The sequence below is a fragment of the Streptomyces sp. NPDC126510 genome (assembly GCF_040302345.1).
Classification (GTDB): domain Bacteria; phylum Actinomycetota; class Actinomycetes; order Streptomycetales; family Streptomycetaceae; genus Streptomyces.
Genome location: NZ_JBEORR010000011.1, coordinates 23,140 through 44,693 on the forward strand (window position 1 = coordinate 23,140; position 21,554 = coordinate 44,693).

Sequence of the window (21,554 nt, forward strand, 5' to 3'; positions counted from 1 at the left end):
ACCCGTAGCGGCACTGTGCAGAACGTCAAACTTCCACGGCTGGTTTTGTACACCTCCGGCTCATGACGGAGCCCCTGTGAAGAGCGATAGCCTTGGTGGCGTGATCAGCGCGATAGTTCGCGGGGACGTCGTCGTCCCTGCCCTGCGCCCGGAGAGCACGGACGACATCCGTGACCGGGCGGCAGTCGCTGGTCTTCGCGGGCGGGACGTGCCATCGAGGACTCCCGGGACGCCGAGCATCATCCGTACCCGGGTGTCGCGGAGAGCAGCGTCACACCGGTGGCGCAGCTCAAAATTGGCTCAGACACCCCCGCTCATCTCGCCTTGCGGCATAGCGTCGGAACAGACCGGATACCCCGTGTCACGACGTGAGGTCGTCAGCGCAGAGACCGTACTTCCTTCTACGTCACGCAACGGCGCGCGACAGGAGCCAGAGGACAATGCAGACCAAGCTGGACGAAGCCAAGGCCGAGTTGCTCGAGAGGGCCGCCCGGGTAGCTGAGAACAGCCCGGTCGGGGGGCACCTACCGACCGGGTCGACGGGCGAGGAGACCCCAGACGCCCAGAAGGCCCCGGACCGCGAGACCCTCCACACGTTCCTCCAGCGTTACTACCTGCACACGGCCCCGGAGGACCTCACCGACCGCGACCCGGTCGACGTCTTCGGAGCGGCCGTATCGCACTACCGGCTGGCCGAGAACCGCCCCCAGGGCACGGCCAACGTGCGGGTGCACACCCCCACCGTGGAAGAGAACGGGTGGACCTGCAGCCACTCCGTGGTCGAGGTCGTCACCGACGACATGCCCTTCCTCGTCGACTCCGTCACCAATGAGCTGACGCGGCAGGGGCGTGGGATCCACGTCGTCATCCACCCGCAGTTCGTCGTGCGGCGCGATGTCACCGGCAAGCTCATCGAGGTCCTGTCGACCCCGGCGACCGGAGACCTTCCGCACGACGCGCACGTCGAGTCCTGGATCCACGTCGAGATCGACCGCGAGACCGACCGGGCCGATCTGAAGCAGATCACCGCCGACCTGCTGCGCGTGCTGTCCGACGCCCGTGAGGCCGTCGAGGACTGGGGCAAGATGCGCGAAGCGGCGATCCGGCTGGCGGAGGGGCTGCCGGACGAGCCCATTCCCGGTGACCTGCCCGGACCCCAGGTCGAGGAGGCCCGCGAGCTGCTGCGCTGGCTGTCCGACGATCACTTCACGTTCCTCGGCTACCGCGAGTACCAGCTGCGCGACGACGACTCCCTGGCCGCCGTGCCCGGCACCGGCCTCGGCATACTGCGCGCGGACCCGCACCACGCAGCCGAGGAGAGCCACCCGGTCAGCCCGTCGTTCGAGCGGCTGCCCGCCGACGCCCGGGCCAAGGCGCGCGAGCACAAGCTGCTCGTGCTGACCAAGGCGAACAGCCGGGCGACCGTGCACCGGCCGTCGTACCTGGACTACATCGGCGTCAAGAAGTTCGACGCCGACGGCAACGTCATCGGCGAGCGGCGCTTCCTCGGGCTGTTCTCCTCCGCCGCCTACACCGAGTCCGTGCGCCGGGTCCCGGTCATCCGGCGCAAGGTCGAGGAGGTCCTGGAGCGTGCCGGGTTCTCACCCAACAGCCACGACGGCCGCGACCTGACGCAGATCCTGGAGACGTACCCGCGCGACGAGCTGTTCCAGACCCCGGTCGACGAACTGCAGGCCATCGTCACCTCCGTGCTGTACCTCCAGGAGCGCAGGCGCCTCAGGCTCTACCTGCGCCAGGACGAGTACGGGCGCTACTACTCCGCCCTCGTCTACCTCCCGCGCGACCGCTACACCACGGCCGTGCGCCTGAGGATCATCGAGATCCTGAAGGAGGAGCTCGGCGGGATCAGCGTCGACTTCACGGCCTGGAACACCGAGTCGATCCTGTCCCGGCTGCACTTCGTGGTGCGCGTCCCGCAGGGCACCGAGCTGCCGGAGCTGTCCGACTCGGACAAGGAGCGCATCGAGGCCCGGCTGGTGGAGGCCGCCCGCTCCTGGGAGGACGCCTTCGCCGAGGCGCTCAACGCCGAGCTCGGCGAGGAGCACGCGGCGGAAGCGCTGCGCCGCTACGCGCACGCCTTCCCCGAGGGCTACAAGGCCGACCACAACCCGCGCGCCGCGGTCGCCGACCTCGTCCACGTGGAGCAGCTCAACGCCGAGGCGGACAAGGACTTCTCGCTCAGCCTGTACGAGCCGGTGGGCGCCGCCCCCGAGGAGCGCCGCTTCAAGATCTACCGCACCGGCGACGCCATCTCCCTCTCCGCCGTCCTGCCGGTCCTCAACCGGCTCGGCGTCGAGGTCGTCGACGAGCGGCCCTACGAGCTGCGCTGCTCGGACCGCAGCGTGGCCTGGATCTACGACTTCGGTCTGCGCATGCCCCGCGCGAACGGCGGCGGGGACTACTTCGGCGACGACGCCCGCGAGCGCTTCCAGGACGCCTTCGCCGCCACCTGGACCGGCAAGGCGGAGAACGACGGCTTCAACGCCCTCGTGCTGAGCGCCGGGCTGACCTGGCGCCAGGCGATGGTGCTGCGGGCGTACGCGAAGTACCTGCGCCAGGCGGCGTCGACGTTCAGCCAGGACTACATGGAGGACACCCTCCGCAACAACGTCCACACCACCCGCCTGCTCGTCTCCCTGTTCGAGGCGCGGATGTCGCCGGACCGGCAGCGCGCGGGGCACGAGATCGTGGACGCGCTGCTGGAAGAGGTCGACGCGGCCCTCGACCAGGTGGCCTCGCTCGACGAGGACCGGATCCTCAGGTCCTTCCTCACGGTCATCAAGGCGACGCTGCGCACCAACTTCTTCCAGGAGGCGGCGGGCGGCAAGCCGCACGACTACGTCTCCATGAAGTTCGACCCGCAGGCCATCCCCGACCTGCCGGCGCCGCGCCCGGCGTTCGAGATCTGGGTGTACTCGCCGCGCGTCGAGGGCGTGCACCTGCGCTTCGGCAAGGTCGCCCGCGGCGGTCTGCGCTGGTCCGACCGGCGTGAGGACTTCCGCACCGAGATCCTCGGCCTGGTCAAGGCGCAGATGGTGAAGAACACCGTCATCGTGCCGGTCGGTGCCAAGGGCGGCTTCGTCGCCAAGCAGCTCCCCGACCCGTCCGTGGACCGCGACGCGTGGATGGCGGAGGGCATCGCCAGCTACAAGACGTTCATCTCGGCGCTGCTCGACATCACCGACAACATGGTCGCGGGCGATGTGGTGCCCCCGGCCGACGTCGTCCGGCACGACGAGGACGACACCTACCTCGTCGTCGCCGCCGACAAGGGCACCGCGACCTTCTCCGACATCGCCAACGGGGTCGCCGAGAACTACAACTTCTGGCTCGGAGACGCCTTCGCCTCCGGCGGCTCCGCCGGCTACGACCACAAGGGCATGGGCATCACCGCCCGCGGCGCCTGGGAGTCCGTCAAGCGGCACTTCCGCGACATGGGCGTCGACACCCAGACCGAGGACTTCACGGTCGTCGGCATCGGCGACATGTCCGGTGACGTGTTCGGCAACGGCATGCTGCTCTCCGAGCACATCCGCCTGGTCGCCGCCTTCGACCACCGGCACATCTTCATCGACCCGAACCCGGACGCCGCCACCTCCTACGCCGAGCGCCGCCGCCTGTTCGAGCTGCCCCGCTCCAGCTGGGAGGACTACAACACGGAGCTGCTGTCGGCCGGCGGCGGCATCTTCCCGCGCACGGCCAAGGCGATCCCGGTCAACGCCCACATCCGCGAGGCCCTCGGCATCGAGGCCAAGGTCACCAAGCTGACCCCGGCCGACCTGATGAAGGCGATCCTCCACGCGCCGGTGGACCTGCTGTGGAACGGCGGCATCGGCACGTACGTCAAGTCCTCCACCGAGTCCAACGCGGACGTCGGGGACAAGGCCAACGACGCCATCCGCGTCGACGGCAAGGACCTGCGCGTCAAGGTCGTCGGCGAGGGCGGCAACCTCGGACTGACCCAGCTCGGCCGGATCGAGTTCGCGCTGCAGGGCGGCCGGATCAACACCGACGCCATCGACAACAGCGCGGGCGTGGACACCTCCGACCACGAGGTGAACATCAAGATCCTGCTCAACGGCCTGGTCCGGGACGGCGACATGACCGTCAAGCAGCGCAACAAGCTGCTCGCCGAGATGACCGACGAGGTCGGCCGCCTGGTGCTGCGCAACAACTACGCGCAGAACACGGCGATCGCCAACGCCCTCGCCCAGTCCAGCGCCATGCTCCACGCCCAGCAGCGCTTCATGAAGCACCTGGTCAGGGAGGGGCACCTCGACCGGGCGCTGGAGTTCCTGCCCACCGACCGGCAGATCCGCGAGCGGCTCGCCCAGGGCCAGGGCCTGACCGGCCCGGAGACGGCCGTACTGCTGGCGTACACGAAGATCACGGTCGCCGAGGAGCTGCTGCACACCTCGCTGCCGGACGACCCGTACCTGAGCACCCTGCTGCACGCGTACTTCCCCAAGGAGCTGCGCGAGCAGTACCCCGATCACCTCGTCTGCCACCCGCTGCGCCGTGAGATCACCACGACCGTGCTGGTCAACGACACGGTGAACACGGGCGGTACGACGTATCTGCACCGGCTGCGCGAGGAGACGGGCGCGTCGCTGGAGGAGATCGTGCGGGCGCAGACCGCGGCCCGGGCGATCTTCCGCCAGTCCCCGGTGTGGGACGGCGTCGAGGCGCTCGACAACAAGGTCGAGGCCGAGGTCCAGACCCGCATCCGGCTGCACGCGCGCCGCCTGGTGGAGCGCGGCACGCGCTGGCTGCTCAACAACCGGCCGCAGCCGCTGGAGCTCGCCGGGACGGTGGACTTCTTCGCCGACCGGGTCGAGCAGGTCTGGGGACAACTGCCGAAGCTGCTGCGCGGCGCCGACCTGGAGTGGTACCAGAAGATCCACGACGAGCTGACGGGCGCGGGCGTCCCCGAGGAACTCGCCACCCGGGTGGCGGGCTTCTCCTCCGCCTTCCCGACGCTCGACATCGTCTCGATCGCCGACCGCATGGGCCGGGAGCCGATGGACGTCGCCGAGGTCTACTACGACCTCGCCGACCGGCTGCGCATCACCCAGCTCATGGACCGCATCATCGAGCTGCCCCGCGCCGACCGCTGGCAGTCCATGGCCCGCGCGGCGATCCGCGAGGACCTGTACGCGGCGCACGCGGCGCTGACCGCCGACGTCCTGGCGGTGGGCAACGGCACCGCGACGCCGGAGCAGCGCTACAAGGCCTGGGAGCAGAAGAACGCGGCGATCCTCGGCCGGGCCCGCAGCACGCTGGAGGAGATCCAGAGCTCCGACGCGTTCGACCTCGCCAACCTGTCGGTGGCGATGCGCACGATGAGGACGCTGCTGCGGACGCACTCGTAGGGCGTACGGCGTGACGGGCGCCCCGGGCCGGTTTCCGGCCCGGGGCGCCTCTTCTTGGCGTGCCTTAGGGCGATTCGACTGGAGGACTTACCCGATCCGGCTAAGGCTAGGGACGTGACTCTCGATGTCTCCGAGGAGCGCCTGGCCGCCCCCGCCCGCCCGGCCAGGCGCGTCGCCCTCGAAGTGGTGCACTTCGCGCTGGTCGGCGGCAGCGGCGTCGCGGTGAACTTCCTGGTGTTCAACGCGCTCCTGCACGGGCTGCACCTGCCCGCCATGGTGGCGACCGTGCCGGCCAGCCTGATCGCCATGGGCGGCAACTACCTGGGTTTCCGGTACGTCACCTACCGCGACCGGGCGCCTGGGACCCGGCGTCAGATCGCGCTGTTCTTCGTCCTCAGCACGATCGGCGTCGCCATGGAGAGCGGGCTGTTCTACGTCGGCTACCACGGCCTCGGCCTGGACGGGCCGCTGGAATCCAACGCGGTCAAGGCACTGTCCATCGTGCTGGCCTCCGCCTTCCGGTTCCTCGTCTACCGGACCTGGGTGTTCCCGCATGATGCGCGCCATGCCTAGACCGGCCGTCCTCGCCGCGTGGGTCACTGCCTCGGTGACCCTCCTGCTGCTGCTCCTGGTCATTGTGCGGCTGCCCTGGGCCGGGGACCTCGGGATGCACGCCGCGACCGTCCAGCGCCTGCGGCACGACCTGGTCGACCCGGGCGATCCGCTGGTCGACGCGGACACGCCGAGCCCGTACTACTCGCCCTGGACGCTGGTCCTGGGGTGTGTGGCGCGGGTGACCGGGCTGTCGGTCTTCGTGGTGCTGCGACTCGCGGCGCTGACCGGGCTCGGGCTGCTGGTGACGGGGGTGTGGCGCTACGTACGCACCCTGACCGGTCATCGCGCCGCGCCCGCGCTGGCCCTGCTGAGCCTGCTGTTGCTGTGGGGGACGGCCGTGTTCAAGTGGAGCGGCTTCTACGGGCTCGACTCGCTGGCGCTGACGGTGCCGTATCCGAGCCTGTTCGCGCTCGGGCTGGCGTTTCACCTCTGGGCGTGGCTGGGGCGGGCGGCGCGCGAGGGTGCCGGATGGGGGGTGTGGCTCGGGCTCGGGGTGCTGTGGGCGGTGATTCTGCTGTGCCACCAGTTCTCGGGAGTGGTGGCTTCGCTGGGGGCGGCCGCGACGGTGATCGCCGCCCGGCCCGGGCGTGAGGTGTGGCTGCGGCTCGCGGGCGGGCCGGCGGTGGGGCTCGGGGTGCTGGCGCTGTGGCCGTACTACGACTTCTTCGCGCTGTTCGGGGCGGGCGGCGGGCTCGAGGCGGTGCACCGGCCGCTGTACGACGACCTGGTGGGGCGGTACTGGCTGGTGCTGCTCGGAGTGGTGGCCCTCGGGGTGCGGTGGTGGCGGGACCGGTGGGATCCGCTGGTGCTGTTCTTCGTGCTCGGGGCCGTGCTGGTGACGGCCGGTGGGGTGAGCGGGCACTGGTCGTGGGGGCGGGCCCTGCCGGCGGTGCTGATCCCGGCGCAGGTCGCGGCCGCCGTGGAGGTGTGCGAGGCCGGGCGGCGGGCGGTGCGGGTGGGGTGGGCGTGCGTGCTGGGCGCCGCGCTGGCTCTGGGGGCGTGGACGCAGGTGGGGACGGTCGGGTACGTGGTGAAACGGGGGGATCTTCCCGAGGCCGTCGCGGAGAAGTACCGGCGGCCGTGGACGGGGTACCAGTGGATGACGCCCTGGGTGAAGTACGGGGATGTGGTGATGGCGCGGGAGGGGCGGCCGGCACGGCAGATCCCGGCGTACGGGGCATACACGGTGGCTCCCGGGTATCCCGACTTCTTCCTGCCGGATGAAGGGCGTCGGTCGGGGGCCGTGCGGCGGTACTTCGCGGAGGGGACGTCGGAGGAGGAGCGGGCGGGGATCCTGCGGGAGTACGGGGTGCGGTGGGTCATGGCGGGGATCGGTATGCGGAGCGCCGGGTTGCGGGAGGTGGCTCGGGGGCCGGAGGGGCAGGTGCTGTACGCGGTGGTGCGTTGACGTGCCCTCGGGCAGCCTGGAGTGCCGGCGCAAGGGACCGGGCTCCTCGCCTCACTCTCGTCTCGGTGACCATGGCCGCGGCGGAGGCGCTACTTCAATGCGCTCGCCACCAGCCGCACCGCCCGTTTCACCCGCGGGCGGGCCAGCCGGCGTACCGTCGGGCGGATCAGGGTCGCCGTGATGCCCACCGGCTCCCAGCGCACCTGGAGGCGGCCCGGGTTGTGGCCCTCCGGTTCTACCGTCAGGTGGTGGGCGGGGACACGGGTCGTCAGGGTCGGGAAGGTCAGGGGGGCCAGCAGCGGGCCCGTGTGGGACAGGCCCTGGTGCTGGAGGCGGAGCATTGGGTGGCGGATTCCCGCGAAGCCCTGGAGGGGGAGCGGGGCCGCCGCGAGGTCCAGGTGGGCGTGGCCCTCGAAGAGGCCGGGGCGGACGGGTGAGAGGCGGAAGTGGGCGTGGAGGCGGCGGCCGCCCGGGGCGATGAGGAGGGTCGCGCGCTGGGGGCCGACGGGAAGGCGCAGCGCCGGGTCGTAGGTGCGGATCGTGAGGTCGATCGAAGCGCCAGGGCCCCGAGTGATCTCCTTGATCTCGTGGCGGAACTGGGCACTCGGGAAAGGGCGGGTCTCCAGCTCCAGGTCGCAGACGCCCAGTTCGCGGCGTGCCCACTCCGACTCGGGGACCCGCTCTCCCCAGTAGGTGCGGCCTGCCGCGTCGGCGGTCACGCTCCTGGGGCCCACTGCGTGGCCCAGGCCCCGGGCGGCCAGGCGTGCCTCCGGCAGACGGCGGTCGCGGATCAGCTGGATGACGACGCGTTCGGCGCGCGGCAGGCGTGCGAAGGCGCCCGGCGAGAGCGTGTCGAGGTAGGGCGTGACGATGTCCGCGAAGGACGTCAGCCAGGCGTCGTCCCGGTAGGGCAGGTCACCGGCGTACATCCGCAGGTCGTGCTTGAGGAACTTGTGGTCCTTGTCCTCGCGCAGCGACTCGTGCCCGCTCTCGGCCAGGAACGCGTCGATGAGGTGCTGGACGTGGATCCGGTCCCGGACGTTGGCGAGCTTGTGCCGCTGGTTCGATATCGAGGCCGCCTCGGAGGCCGCGAAGGGCGCCACGTACCAGCGGTAGACCGCTTCCGGGACGATCGTGAAGCTCCTGGCCAGGCAGTACGCCTGCGCCGAGAACAACTGGTCCTCGTAGTGGATGCCCTCGGGGAAGCGCAGGTCGTGCCGGTCGAGGAAGGCGCGGGCGTACATCTTGCTCGTGGACAGGTGCTCGAAGAACAGGCGGGGGTCGGCCTCGATGCCGTCGAGCGTGCGGCGCTCGGCGACCAGGTGCGGCATCCACGTCGAGCAGCGGCCGTTGTCCACCCGGACCCGCTGCACCGCCCCCATCGCGAAGTCGATCTCGCGTTCGCGGTGCGCGGCGAGCAGCAGTTCGACCGCGCTGCCGGGGAGTTCGTCGTCGCTGTCGAGGAACATCAGGAACGGCGCCCGCGCGATCCGCAGGGCGCGGTTGCGCGGGGCGCTGCAGCCGCCGCTGTTGCGTTCCAGGCGGAGGTGCCGGACGCGGGGGTCCTGGGCCGCCAGCCGCTGTGCCACCGCCGGGGTCTCGTCCGTGGAGTGGTCGTCGCTGATGATGATCTCGAGGTTCGCGTGGGTCTGGCGGCGCACCGATTCGACCGCGCGGGTGAGGCGTTCGGCGTCGTTGTAGACGATGACCGTCACCGTGACGTCGGGGGTGCTCATGCGGTCGCCTCCTGCGGGGTGGGGGCGGGGGTGCGCTCCTCGATCGGCAGCACGGGAGGCAGGTCCCGCTCGTCCTGGCCGAGGAAGATTCGGCGGACGACGCGCTCTGCGGCGCGGCCGTCGTCGTACTCGCAGAACCGGCGCCGGAACACCGCCCGGGTCTTCGCCGCGTTCTCGTCGCGCCAGGCCTCGGTGGCGAGGATCTCCGTCAGCTCCTGCTGGGTGCGGGCGACGGGACCCGGCGCCTGGTCCATCAGGTCGAAGTAGACGCCGCGGGTGGTGCGGTACGTCTCCCAGTCGTCGGCGTGGATCACGATCGGCCGGTCGAGGTTGGCGTAGTCGAACATGATCGAGGAGTAGTCCGTGACCAGGACGTCCGCCGCCAGGCACAGTTCCTCGACCGGGTCGTAGGAGGAGACGTCGATGATCCGGCCCGTGCGGCGCAGGTTGGTGAGCGGGGAGGCGGCGCCGCCGTAGAAGTAGTGGCCGCGCACGAGCAGGACCGTGTCCTCGCCCAGGCGGTCGGCGAGGGCGGCGAGGTCCAGGCGCGGGGTCCAGCCGGCCTCGTAGTCGCGGTGCGTCGGCGCGTACAGGACGGCGCGGCGGCCCGGGGCGATGCCGAGCCGGTCGCGGACCGCGCGGATGTCGTCGGCGCCGGCCGTGTAGTAGACGTCGTTGCGCGGATAGCCGTGGTCCAGGGAGACATAGTGCGACGGGTAGGCGCGCTCCCATATGCGGGTGGTGTGGCTGTTGGCCGAGACGCTGAAGTCCCACTTGTCGATGCGCTCCAGCAGCGCTTGGAAGTCCAGGCCCTGCGCGGCGGCCGGGAACGCCATCTGGTCCAGGCCCATGCGCTTCAGGGGCGTGCCGTGGTGGGTCTGGACGTGGATGGCGTCGGGGCGTTTGACCACCGCGTTGGGGAAGTTGACGTTGTTGACGAGGTACTTGGCACTCGCCAGCACCTCCCAGTAGCGGCGGCTGCCCGGCACCACGTGGTCGGTGCCGGGCGGCAGGAGGGCCGCGTTCTCCTCGGTGACCACCCACACCGCGTGGATCTGCGGGGCGAGTTCGGCGAGCTTGGCGGCGATCGCGGCGGGGTTGCAGGCGACGCCGCGGTTCCAGTACGCCGCGAACACCGCGAGATGCGGGTTGACGGGACGGCCGAGCGCCCTGCGGTACTGGTGGTCGCGGAGCTTGGCACCGGCCTGGCGCTTACGGGTCCGTACGACCGATCTGGCGTTGCGGCGGGCGCGGTTGACGGCCTGGAAGGCCCGGTACTTCCCGTAGGCGCCCTCCTCCAGCAGAGAGCGGCGGACGCCCTCGATCCCGGCCGGGCGGCGATAGCCCTCGGGGCGGCGGCGCAGGGCGGCCAGCGACGCCCGGCGGAAGAACTCGCGCGCGACCTCCTCCGTCATGCCGCCGCGCGCGAAGGCGCGCAGGCAGTCGCGGACCATCAGGTCGTAGAGCACGGTGTGCGCGGCGCGCCGGTCGCGGGTGAGGTCGAGGAGGGACTCGTAGCGCTCGACGAGGCGGTACCGCTGCTCGGGCGCGACCGGGGGCAGGCTCGCGGGGCGCAGCCTGCGGTCCTCGTGGGCGATGTGCGGCAGGCAGGCGACGCGGTCGGCGAGCAGCAGGGCGGCCAGGGCGGCGTACGGCTCGTCGTCGGTGCTGAGCCGCGACTCGTGCGCCCGCCAGAAGTCCGCGCGCAGCACGCGGGTGCCGAGCAGCGGGGTGAGCCGCAGCAGGGGCGCGCAGTCGTCGAGGGCGAGCTCGGCGCGGCCCGCCCGGGCGAGGAGCGGGCCGTCGGGGGAGGGCAGGCCGGAGGTGTGCCAGGTGCTGCGGACATGGTCGAGCAGGAGGACGTCGACCTCGCCGGGGAGCTCGGCCACCCGCTCCGCGATCGTGCGGGGGGTGCCGGCGGGCAGGCCGTCCTTGGCGTGGACGAAGTGCAGCCAGCGGCCGGCGGCCCGGGACGCGCCCGCCGCCCGGGCCGCCGCGTCACCGGTGCCGTCCGGCAGGGTTACGACCTGGACGTCCGGGGTGTGCCGCTCGGCCGTCTCCCGGGCCCAGTCGCCGACCGCCGCCACGATCACCTCTGCGTCCGGCAGGGGGTGGGCGGCGAGGGAGTCGAGGAGTTCCGTCAGATGATCCTGAACGTTCGGCCCGTGGACGATCACACTGAGCTCGGTCATCCCGGGGACCCCCTCTCACAGCTGCACCGTATGCGGTCATGCTGCCATCAATGAGACAAAAGGGCCGATCGGGTGGGCCTCACGAGGGAACGGCGGCCTTCGGCTTGGGCTTCGGCGCCTTGTCCCCGGTGAACGCCTCGTACTCCCTGAGGACGTCCTCCGTCGGCCCGTCCATGCGCAGCTCACCGCGCTCCAGCCACAGCACCCGGTCGCAGGTGTCGCGGATCGACTTGTTGTTGTGGCTGACCAGGAACACCGTGCCCGCGTGCTTGCGCAGCTCGCGGATGCGCTCCTCCGAGCGCTTCTGGAAGGAGCGGTCGCCGGTGGCCAGCGCCTCGTCGATCAGCAGGACGTCGTGGTCCTTGGCGGCGGCGATGGAGAACCGCAGCCGCGCGGCCATGCCGGAGGAGTACGTCCGCATCGGCAGCGTGATGAAGTCGCCCTTCTCGTTGATGCCCGAGAAGTCGACGATCTCCTGGTAGCGGTCCCTGACCTGCTCGCGGGACATGCCCATGGCCAGGCCGCCGAGGTGCACGTTGCGCTCGCCGGTGAGGTCGTTCATCAGGGCGGCGTTGACGCCGAGCAGCGAGGGCTGGCCGTCGGTGTGGATGGCGCCGTTCTCCACGGGCAGCAGACCCGCCACGGCCTTCAGCAGGGTCGACTTGCCGGAGCCGTTGGTGCCGATCAGGCCGATCGCCTCACCCCGGTAGGCGACGAAGGACACGTTCTTCACGGCGTGCACCCGGCGCACGCCCGAGGCCTTCTCGGTCTGCTTGCGGCGCACGATGCGGTTGAGGGCGGCGGTCGCGGAGCCGCGTCCGGCGCCGGTGCCGTTGACGCGGTAGACGATGTCGACGCCGTCGGCGACGACGGTGGGGATCTTCTCGCTCGGGTGCTCAGCCACGGCCGTAGGTCTCCTCAGCCTTCCAGAAGTAGATGAAGCCGCCGACGCCGGCGACCAGCGCCCAGCCGATGGCGAGCGGCCACACGTGGTGCGGCAGCTGCTCGGCGTGGAAGCTGTCGATCAGGGCGAAGCGCATCAGGTCGATGTAGACGGCGGCGGGGTTGGCCGCCAGCGCCACCTTCACCACATGCGGCAGATGGTCGTTCTTGGCCAGCTTGTCGAGGCTCCACATGACGCCCGAGACGTACATCCAGGTGCGCAGGACGAACGGCATCAGCTGCGCGATGTCCGGGGTCTTGGCGCCCCACCTCGCCATGATCATCGATACGCCGGCGTTGAAGGTGAACTGCAGCGCGAGGGCCGGCAACGCCAGCAACCACGAGGCGGACACCGGCACGCCGAAGCAGAGCAGGATGACGACCAGCGCGCCCATCGAGAACAGCAGCTGCTGGAGCTGTTGCAGGCAGAAGGAGATCGGCAGCGCGGCGCGCGGGAAGTGCAGGGCCCGCACCAGGCCGAGGTTGCCGGAGATCGCGCGGGTGCCCGCCATGATCGAACTCTGCGTGAACGTCCAGATGAACACGCCCGTGACCAGGAACGGGATGTAGTCCGGCACGCCGTGCTTGGTGCCGAGCAGTACGCCGAAGATGAAGTAGTAGACCGCCGCGTTCAGCAACGGGGTCATCACCTGCCAGACCTGGCCGAGCTTCGCCTGGCTGTACTGCGCGGTGAGCTTGGCGGTGGCGAACGCGGTGATGAAGTGGCGGCGGGCCCACAGCTGCCGGACGTACTCGGGCAGGGAAGGCCGCGCGCCGCTGACCGTGAGGCCGTGGCGGGCGGCGAGGGCCGCGAGGTCGTGGTCGGCCGGGGCCGGGGGCTGGGGCGGTGTGTGGAGGACCGTACTCACATCCGCTGCTTTCGCTCGGGGGCTGTGGGACCAGGGGGGCGCGAAGAGCTGGGGGCGGGGTGGGCTTTTACCGGACTCTTCACGAACTCTTACGTCGGGACGGGACCGTATCGTCGTAACGGGAGCGTACGTCGGGCGAACGTCGGAACGCAACCGTTTCGTCGTGACGCCCTATGCTGTCGGCATGACGACGAACCCCGACGAGCCCCAGCAGCCCACGCGTCGCCGGGCCCCCGCGGGGGCGGCCGTACTGCGGGAGGACGTGACAGAAGCGATCCGGGCGGCCGTCTTCGAGGAACTCGCGGCCGTCGGCTACGCGCGGATGTCCATCGAGGGGATCGCACGCCGGGCCGGAGTCGGGAAGACGGCGGTGTACCGCCGCTGGCGCTCCAAGCTGCACCTGGTCCTCGACATCGTCTCGGCCCTCGCCGTGCAGGGCCTGCCCGCGCCGGACACCGGCTCCCTGGAGGGTGACCTGCGGCTTCTCTACGAGGTGACGTCCCGCGCCCTGCGCCACCCCATCGCCTCCCAGGTCATCCCCGACCTCCAGGCGGAGGCGGCCCGCAACCCGGACATCGCCGAGGCCATGCAGAAGGCCCTGCGGGAGGGGCAGGACGGCGTCGCCACCGGCATCGTGACGGCGGCGGAACGCCGCGGCGAGCTGCGCGAGGGCATCGACCACGATCTCGCCCTCGACCTGATCTCCGGGCCCCTCTACTGGCGCTCGGTGGTGATCCGCAGCCCGAAGCTCCCGAAGGGGTACCTGGGCGCCCTGGCCCGGGCCACGTCGGAGGGTCTGAAGGCCCTGTAGGTCGGGCCCGTCGGGGGACCCCGTCCGAGTGAACCCCGGCAGGCGCCCCAGGGCTCACTCGCGGTCCGGGTGGATCAGCCCCGCCGTGCTCAGGATCCGGGTGGATCAGCCCCGCCGCGCTCATGGTTCGGCGGATCAGCCCCGCCGTGCCTCCGGGTGAAGCCGTACCCACCCCTCCCACGCCGACGTGATCATGTCCTGCACGTCCAGCCGGGCCTTCCAGCCCAGCTCCGCGGCCGCGCGGTCGGCGGAGGCGACCACGCGGGCCGGGTCGCCCGGGCGGCGGGGCACGACCGCCGGCGGACGGTCGTGGCCGGTGACCGCGTTGATGCGGTCGATCATCTCGCGGACGGAGACGCCCTCACCCCGGCCGATGTTGAGCGTGAGGTCGCGGCCGGGGGAGGAACGCAGCACCCGGGCCGCCGCGACATGGGCCTCGGCCAGGTCGACGACGTGGATGTAGTCGCGTACGCAGGTACCGTCCGGGGTCGGGTAGTCGTCGCCGAAGACACTCGGCGGCGCGTCCCCCGTGAGCTTTTCGAAGACCATCGGCACGAGGTTGTAGACGCCGGTGTCGGCGAGCTCCGGGTCCGCCGCACCCGCCACGTTGAAGTAGCGCAGGGACGCCGTCGACAGCCCGGCCGCCCGGCCCGTCGCACGGACCAGCCACTCACCGGCCAGCTTGGTCTCGCCGTACGGCGACATGGGCTCGCACGGCGTCTCCTCCGTGACCAGGTCCACGTCCGGCATGCCGTACACCGCCGCCGAGGAGGAGAAGACGAGGGACCGCACGTCCGCCGCCGTCACGGCGTCGAGCAGCACCCGCAGGCCCTCGACGTTCTCCCGGTAGTAGTGCAGCGGCCGCTCGACGGACTCGCCCACCTGCTTCTTCGCCGCGAGGTGGACGACGCCGGTGACCGAGTGGTCCGCGAGGGTGCGGGCGAGCAGCTCGGCGTCCAGGGTCGAGCCCACCACCAGCGGCACTCCGTCGGGCACGCGCTCGGCGATGCCGGTGGACAGGTCGTCGTACACCACGGTCCGTTCGCCCGCCGCGGTCATCGCCCGTACGACGTGCGCGCCGATGTAGCCGGCGCCGCCGGTGATCAACCAGGTCATGTGCGGCCGTCCCCTCGTCAGTTGGCCCGTGGCGGTGGTGCTGTGCGCTGATCCGTCGCGGTCGTCGCTGTCGTCGTGCCCTCAGTGAAGCAGGCGGCGCAGCCGTGCGCGTACGACCGACAGCGCACCACGTACGCCGGGAGCCACTCGCAGCGCCAGCGCACCGGAGTGGGTGGAGTACGGCTGTACGAGTACCACGCCCTGCCGGGTGCTCGGGACGGCACTGCGGCGCAGCAGACCGGCGCCCCGGAGAGCGTGCGCCGTGATGTCGCGGCTCGCGCCGTCGCGGAAGCGGACGCGAAGGCGCAGGTCCCAGGTGCCCGCGCCGAGCGCGGCCAGTGCGGCGAGGTCGACGGCCGTCTCCCCGGACCAGGTGGCCTCGTGACCGTCGAGGCCGGCGGTCCCCGAGGCCTCGGGGCGGGCTCCCGCGCAGTGCGCCGTCCCCGAGGTCTCGCGGCGGGCCCTCGCACACGGCGCGAGCGCCACGCTCGCACCCCGGACCACCACGTCACCGTCGTCCCGGTGCCGCCACTCCACCTCCACCGCCTCGGGACCCGCCTGCGCCACCCGCCCGTACAGCTCGTGCAGGCGCAGCCGCAGCCGGGTGCCCCGCGCGCCCGCCCGCAGCTCCCCGTCGACGGCGAGGGGCAGCGCCCGCAGCGGCCGGGCCTGAAGGGGCTCCAGGGAGACCTGGGGGATGCCGTGCGACCAGACGGGCGTGCCGTCCGCGGCGCGGGCGTACGGCGGGCACAGGCGCGCCGGGCGGGCCGCGAGCTCCCGCAGCCGGGGCAGGTCGCACGGCTCCGGGGAGGCCAGGACGACCCGCCCGATCAGCCGGCCGGGAGCGCCCGGGTTGCGGGCCCAGTCGTCGGCGTCGTACTCCGCGAGGTGCGCCCGTGTGAGCTCCCACCATGCGCGCCGGTACGTGGTGTCGCGCAATCCCAGTTCGCGCACGTACATCCGCAGGTCGTGGTCGAGGAACTTGGCGCGCACGGCCCGCGCGAGTTCCTTCTGCCCGGCGCCCAGCAGCACCTCGTGCGCCTGCCGGCACGCCTCGGTGCGAGCCCGCCAGTTCTCGGCACCGGCCCGGTCCAGCGAGATCGACAGCCGCCCGGCGGAGCGGCGCACGTGCCAGACGTAGACCCGGTCCGGGACCAGGGCGATGCGCGGGGCCGCGGCCAGTACGCGTGCGGTGAAGACGACGTCCTCGTACGGGAAGCGGCCCTCGGGGAAGCGGATGCCGCGCGTGTGCAGGAAGTCGGTGCGGTAGAGCTTGTTGACGCAGAGCGTGTCGTGGACCAGCCGAGGCCGCTGCGCGGGATGAGGCACCACGGCGTGCAGCCCGTAGAGCCGCTCCTGCCAGGGGACTTCGCGCCCCGAAGGCAGCTCCCGGCGTACGCACAGGCCGCCCGCGACCTCCGCGTGCGCGCCCTCGGCCGCTCGGAGCAGCGCCTCGACCGCGCCGGGCGGCAGGATGTCGTCGCTGTCCAGGAACATCACGTAGGGCGAGGTCACCGCGCCGAGCCCGGTGTTGCGGGGGGTGCCGCAACCGCCGCTGTTGACCCGGCGGCGGATCACCTTCAGCCGGGGTTCCGAGGCGGACAGCCGTTCCAGCAGGCCGGCGCTGCCGTCCTTCGAGCAGTCGTCGACGGCCACCACCTCGCGCACGGCCGGCCCCTGGGCGAGCGCCGAGCGCACGGCGTCCGTCACATGGGCGGCGTCGTCATAACCGATCACCACGACGGCCACCTGCGAACGCGGCTTCCGGGTGTCCCTCTCGGACTCGCTCTCGGCATTCATCACTGTGGATCGTAAGCCGGGCGAATGACATGAAAGTGGTAACACACCACCAAACCTGAGCGAACCGGCTGATTCAGCACAGAATCGGCCCGTGAGGAGCGGACAGTCGAGGGGGAGCGGCCGGTTCGCCACGGGGGTGGCACCCGTGGCGGTGCCCATGGCGGTGATGCTCGCGATCGGGCTGTGGGGACTGGACCGCGGAGGCATGTGGGGCGACGAGAGCGTCACCTTCCAGGTCGCGCAGCGGACGGTCCCGCAGATCTGGCGGTTGCTGCACGAGGTGGACGCGGTGCACGGCCTCTACTACCTGCTCATGCACGCCGTCCTCACCGTCCACCCGGACGAGGTCGTGCTGCGCCTGCCGTCGGTGTGCGCGGCGACGGCGACCGCCGGCCTGGTCGCGGCCCTGGGCGTCCGGCTGGCCGGGCCCCGGGCCGGCCTCGGGGCCGGCGTCCTCTACGCGATCACCCCGATGACCGGCCACTACGCCCAGGAGGGACGGTCGTACGCGCTGGTCGCGGCGGGTGTGGCAGGGGCGACGCTGCTGCTCGTGAGGGCCGTGGAGGGGGCCGCGACCCGGGCCTGGTGGGGGTACGGGACGGTCGTCGCCCTGACCTGTGCGCTGCACGAGCTGGCGGTACCGGTGCTGGGCGCGCACGCGCTGACGCTGGCGCTGCTGCGGGTGCCGGGGAGGGTGTGGTCCGGCTGGGGGCGCGCGGCGGGGGCGGTGGCACTGCTTCTGCTGCCGCTGGTGTGGGTGTCGCAGGGGCAGGCCGGGCAGGTGTCGTGGCTGGTGCCGCCCGGGTGGGACCGGGTCGAGAGGCTCGCCCGGAACTTCACCCCCGGTCCGGCGGGGCCGGTGTTCTCGGGCGCGCTGCTGCTGATGGCCCTGGGGCTCCGGGAGCGGCGCACGGCCGCGGTCGCCGTGCCGCTGCTGCTCGTGCCGCCGGGGATCCTGATGACCGTGTCGCAGGTCCGGCCGCTCTACCACGACCGGTACGTGCTGTACGCGCTCGCGGGCGCGTCCCTGCTGGTCGCGGCGGGGGCCGGGCGAATGGGCCGGGCGCTGGTGCGGGTGCGGTTCGGTGGGCGGCGGGTGCGGGTCGGCGGGGTGCGGGTGCGGTTCGGTGGGCGGGGGATGTGGGTCGGCGGGGTGCGGGTGCGGTTCGGCGGGCGGGGGATGCGGGTCGGCGGGCGGCGGGTGCGGGCCGTCGTGGGCGTCACCGGCCTCCTCGCCCTCGCCGGCACCTTCCTGACCCAGCTCCCCGTGCACCGTCAGGACCGCTCCGCCGCCCACCGCCCGGACAACCTCGCCGTGGTCTCCGCGCTCGCCGTGCGTCAGATGCGCCCCGGTGACCCGGTGCTGTTCGTGCCGTCGGTCGGCAGGCTCGCCGCGCTGGCCTACCCGAAGGGCTTCCGGCGGGCGCGGGACATCGCGCTGCGGGAGTCCGCGCCCCGCTCCGGGACGCTGTGGGGCCGGGAGGCGGCCCCCGCGGAACTGCGCCGACGGCTCGCCTCGGTGGACCGCGTCTGGGTCGTCGCCGAGGCGCGCGTGCTGAACCCGCTCCGGCCCCCGTCCGATCCGGTCGAGCGGACCAAGCTCGCGGTCCTGAGGGAGGAGTTCACCGTCCGGGAGGAACACGCCCGGGACGGGGCGGTCCTCCGCCTCCACGTCCGGCGGCAGCCGGGCGACGAACCGCCCGATGTGCAGGCCGGCACCCCGCCCGGCGCGGCTACGACGGCCCGGTCGCCGGCGAGCCGCCCTGCGGCTCCGCGAGGGCCGCGGCGGCGTCCAGCGCGGTGGTGAGCTCGTCGAGACGGGCGCGCAGGGCGCGGACCTCCTCGGGCCCGAAGCCGGTCGAGGACGCGATGCGGCGCGGCACCTGAAGCGCCCGTCCGCGCAGCGCGGCGCCCTCCTCGGTCAGCCGCACCTCCACCGACCGCTCGTCGCGGGCGCTGCGCTCCCGGCGCACCAGTCCGGCCGCCTCCAGCCGCTTCAGCAGCGGCGACAGGGTGCCGGAGTCCAGGCGCAGGTGCTCGCCGAGCTTCTTCACGGGCAGCTCGTCGTGCTCCCACAGCACGAGCATCACCAGGTACTGCGGGTAGGTGAGGCCGAGGTCCTTGAGGATCCCGCGGTAGACGCCGTTGAAGGCGCGGGAGGCCGCGTGCAGGGAGAAACAGATCTGCTGGTCCAGGCGGAGCCAGTCGTCGTCCGGCGTGTTCATGCGTCCAGGATAGCTCGCGCCCGTCATTTAATTGCGCGCAACTGAATTGTGTGCTCTAATTCTGGTGTCGGGCGGCCCGGAAGCGGGCCGCCGAACGTTGACGTGAGAGGGAAGGTTTTCCATGGACGCGCTCTACACCGCTGTCGCCACCGCCACCCACGGCCGTGAGGGCCGGGCCGTCAGCTCCGACGGCGTGCTGGACCTCGCCCTGGGCATGCCCCAGGCGCTGGGCGGCAACGGCCAGGGCACCAACCCCGAGCAGCTCTTCGCCGCCGGTTACGCCGCCTGCTTCGGCAGCGCCCTCGGTCTCGTCGGCCGCGCGGCCAAGGTCGACGTCAGCGACGCCGCCGTGACCGCCGAGGTCTCCATAGGCAAGCAGGGCGAGGGCTTCGGCCTCGCCGTCACGCTGCGCGTGGAGCTGCCCGACAGCGTGGACGAGGCGACCGGCCGCAAGCTCGTCGAGCAGGCCCACCAGGTCTGCCCGTACTCCAACGCCACCCGCGGCAACATCGAGGTCGACCTCGTCATCGAGTAACCCCGAGAGCCGGCGGGGCTCACCCCCCGACCCGCGCCAGCACCTCCCCCGTCCGTCCGCTCCACGCCACCACCACGGCCTCCTCGGGCACCGGGTGCCAGCGCGTCAGCAGCAGCCAGCGCACGTGGTAGCGGCGGACCACGGCGGACCGCTCGGCGCGGGTCGAGTCCGGGGCGAGATAAGCCCGGACGTCGGCCGCCCGGCGCTCCCGCCGCCGCTCGTCCAGGGCGGGGTCGGGCCAGATGGGCGCGGCGAGGTTCGGCCCGTACCCGGCGATCGCGTGACTCGCGAAGTACCCGTCGGTGATCACCACCTCGCCGGGTCCGATGTGCCGCGCGGCCCAGTCGTACGACGGCCATCGCGTCGGCTGGGCGAACCCCACCGGGTCGGCCGAGCGCGGCACGACCGCCCCGGCGTGCACGGTGACGAACCCGACGCACGCCGCGACCGCCGCCGCCCCGCCCAGCATCCGCCGGGCCCGCCGCCAGGGCCGGGGCGCCGCCAGTTCCATCGCCAGGGCGAACTGCAGCGGCACCAGCACGGCCCACAGGGCCCTGGCGTACGTGTAGTGCCCGCTCGCCCAGCCGTACGCCACCAGCAGGCACTCCAGCAGGAACATCCACACCAGCGGATCACGCGCCGACCCGCGAGCCCGCGCCCAGAGCGCGGGCAGGCCGAGCAGGGCCAGCCAGGAGTTGGCGAGCATCCTCTCGTACAGCTGCCGGTGCATCGCGTCCATGCCGGTGTCGTTCACCAGTGTCAGGACGTCGTAGTACGGCCAGCTCAGGGCCACGGTCGCGCAGCACGCCCCGGCGAGCGCCCAGCGCGCCACGACCGGCCGGCGCCAGCCGCGCTGCCGGGACGCCACGATCGCCACCGCCCCGGTGAGCGCGGAGGCCGCCGTGACGGGGTGGGTGAGCAGGATCAGCCCGTACAACGCGCCGATCCCGGCGTACCCCCACCAGCCGCCGAGCCCGCTCGGGCCGACGAACCGCACCGCGGGGGCGTCGTCCCGCGCGCGGGTGCCCGTCCAGGCCCATGCCCAGAACGTCAGCCCGATGGCGATCGTGGACGGGTAGCCGAGGTTCGTCGTCATCGACATCAGCCCGAGGTAGCCGCTCCACCGGATCCGCGCGGTGCCCCACAGCAGCGTCATGAACAGCAGAGCCCACACCGGCGCCCAGGGGCGCGGGGTGAGGGTCCTGACGAACCGGCCGAGCCCCGCCAGCAGCACCAGCAGATGCACCGGCCCGGCGAGCTTCACGACCTCCCAGCCCGTCAGCCCCGTCAGCCGCGCCAGCACGCCCTGGGCGACGGCGTACGGGCCGTAGTACGGGCTGCCCTCGCCCGGCAGGTCCGCCATGGAGTGGGCCGGGTGCAGCAGATCGTCCTTGAGCCGCTCGACGACCGCCGCGTGCTGCCCGGCGTCGCAGCACAGCGGGATCCGCCAGTACGCCAGCGTCATCACCAGCCAGAACAGGGCGCCGTAGAACTGGTACGGGGTGAGCCTCCCGACACGGCCGCCGCGCAGTGCGGTCGCGCCGCGCACGGCCCGCCGGACCAGGACCGGGGCGCTCACCGGAGGGTGAAGGGGGTCTGGGGCATGCGCCGAATGTTCCCGCCCTACGCATGCCCTGACCCCGGATCACTTCATCGGGTGAGGCCGCTGCCTCCACCTGCCGACGGTCCGTCGCGCAGCGCTCGTCGAGCATGCCGTGGGCCGGTGCGGCTGGAGCGGGACCGTCGGCCGCCACCCGCACCTGCCGATGGTCGGTGGCGCAGTGCTCGTCGAGCATGCCGTGGGCCGGTGCGGCTGCAGCGGAACCGTCGGCCGCCGCCCAGCACTGGCCGATGGTCGGTGGCGTAGCGCTCGTCGAGCATGCCCGACAGCCGCCACCCGCACCGGCCAACG

14 protein-coding genes are annotated in these 21,554 nt (G+C 72.2%); 6 read left to right on the top strand and 8 right to left on the bottom strand.

Annotation, left to right across the window (positions count from 1 at the left end; translation table 11 throughout):
- Nucleotides 1-440 precede the first annotated feature (440 nt).
- The 3 genes from ABTX60_RS17315 (at nt 441) to ABTX60_RS17325 (ending at nt 7,416) form a co-directional block, all read left to right on the top strand.
- Nucleotides 441-5,393, top strand: coding sequence for an NAD-glutamate dehydrogenase (locus tag ABTX60_RS17315; RefSeq protein WP_352097886.1), 4,953 nt, complete (start codon nt 441-443; stop codon nt 5,391-5,393).
- A 114-nt stretch (nt 5,394-5,507) separates the two neighbouring features.
- Nucleotides 5,508-5,966 carry a GtrA family protein gene (locus tag ABTX60_RS17320; RefSeq protein WP_352097887.1) on the top strand — a complete coding sequence of 153 codons (459 nt, stop codon included), beginning with the start codon at nt 5,508-5,510 and terminating at the stop codon, nt 5,964-5,966.
- Nucleotides 5,950-7,416, top strand: a complete 1,467-nt coding sequence (locus ABTX60_RS17325) for a putative glycosyltransferase family protein (protein ID WP_352098092.1) — start codon at nt 5,950-5,952, stop codon at nt 7,414-7,416. The genes ABTX60_RS17320 and ABTX60_RS17325 overlap by 17 nt, the downstream gene beginning before the upstream one ends.
- Before the next feature lie 89 nt (nt 7,417-7,505).
- Here the strand turns inward: ABTX60_RS17325 and ABTX60_RS17330 are convergent, their stop codons facing one another.
- From ABTX60_RS17330 to ABTX60_RS17345, 4 genes are all read right to left on the bottom strand, one after another.
- Nucleotides 7,506-9,152: a glycosyltransferase family 2 protein gene (locus ABTX60_RS17330; RefSeq protein WP_352097888.1), complete on the bottom strand. Its 1,647-nt coding sequence runs from the start codon at nt 9,150-9,152 to the stop codon at nt 7,506-7,508.
- Nucleotides 9,149-11,344: a CDP-glycerol glycerophosphotransferase family protein gene (locus ABTX60_RS17335; RefSeq protein ID WP_352097889.1), complete on the bottom strand. Its 2,196-nt coding sequence runs from the start codon at nt 11,342-11,344 to the stop codon at nt 9,149-9,151. The genes ABTX60_RS17330 and ABTX60_RS17335 overlap by 4 nt, the downstream gene beginning before the upstream one ends.
- A gap of 79 nt (nt 11,345-11,423) precedes the next feature.
- The gene (locus ABTX60_RS17340) at nt 11,424-12,248 is read right to left on the bottom strand and encodes an ABC transporter ATP-binding protein (RefSeq protein ID WP_352097890.1); all 825 of its coding nucleotides are present in this window, start codon (nt 12,246-12,248) and stop codon (nt 11,424-11,426) included.
- A complete protein-coding gene (locus ABTX60_RS17345) occupies nt 12,241-13,155 on the bottom strand; it encodes an ABC transporter permease (RefSeq protein ID WP_352097891.1) in 915 nt (304 codons plus the stop codon). The genes ABTX60_RS17340 and ABTX60_RS17345 overlap by 8 nt, the downstream gene beginning before the upstream one ends.
- A 184-nt stretch (nt 13,156-13,339) precedes the next feature.
- On the opposite strand from ABTX60_RS17345, the gene ABTX60_RS17350 reads away from it, so the two are divergent.
- The gene (locus tag ABTX60_RS17350) at nt 13,340-13,966 is read left to right on the top strand and encodes a TetR/AcrR family transcriptional regulator (protein ID WP_352097892.1); all 627 of its coding nucleotides are present in this window, start codon (nt 13,340-13,342) and stop codon (nt 13,964-13,966) included.
- A 135-nt stretch (nt 13,967-14,101) separates the two neighbouring features.
- Here the strand turns inward: ABTX60_RS17350 and galE are convergent, their stop codons facing one another.
- Entirely contained in the window at nt 14,102-15,082 is a 981-nt protein-coding gene (gene galE / locus ABTX60_RS17355; RefSeq protein WP_352097893.1) for a UDP-glucose 4-epimerase GalE, read from the bottom strand.
- 81 nt (nt 15,083-15,163) lie between these two features.
- Nucleotides 15,164-16,882: a glycosyltransferase family 2 protein gene (locus ABTX60_RS17360; protein ID WP_352097894.1), complete on the bottom strand. Its 1,719-nt coding sequence runs from the start codon at nt 16,880-16,882 to the stop codon at nt 15,164-15,166.
- Nucleotides 16,883-17,039: 157 nt separating this feature from the next.
- Between ABTX60_RS17360 and ABTX60_RS17365 the strand changes: the two genes are divergently transcribed.
- Complete coding sequence (locus ABTX60_RS17365; RefSeq protein WP_352098093.1) at nt 17,040-18,689, top strand: glycosyltransferase family 39 protein; 1,650 nt, start codon at nt 17,040-17,042, stop codon at nt 18,687-18,689.
- On the opposite strand, the gene ABTX60_RS17370 is transcribed toward ABTX60_RS17365, so the two are convergent.
- Nucleotides 18,616-19,134 (bottom strand): MarR family winged helix-turn-helix transcriptional regulator, encoded by a 519-nt coding sequence (locus tag ABTX60_RS17370; protein ID WP_502992341.1) that lies wholly within the window; start codon nt 19,132-19,134, stop codon nt 18,616-18,618. The genes ABTX60_RS17365 and ABTX60_RS17370 overlap by 74 nt on opposite strands.
- A 94-nt stretch (nt 19,135-19,228) precedes the next feature.
- Between ABTX60_RS17370 and ABTX60_RS17375 the strand changes: the two genes are divergently transcribed.
- Nucleotides 19,229-19,642, top strand: a complete 414-nt coding sequence (locus tag ABTX60_RS17375) for an organic hydroperoxide resistance protein (RefSeq protein WP_161368937.1) — start codon at nt 19,229-19,231, stop codon at nt 19,640-19,642.
- A gap of 19 nt (nt 19,643-19,661) precedes the next feature.
- Here the strand turns inward: ABTX60_RS17375 and ABTX60_RS17380 are convergent, their stop codons facing one another.
- On the bottom strand, nt 19,662-21,221 hold the full coding sequence (locus ABTX60_RS17380; protein ID WP_352097896.1) for a hypothetical protein: 1,560 nt from the start codon (nt 21,219-21,221) through the stop codon (nt 19,662-19,664).
- Nucleotides 21,222-21,554: the final 333 nt, after the last annotated feature.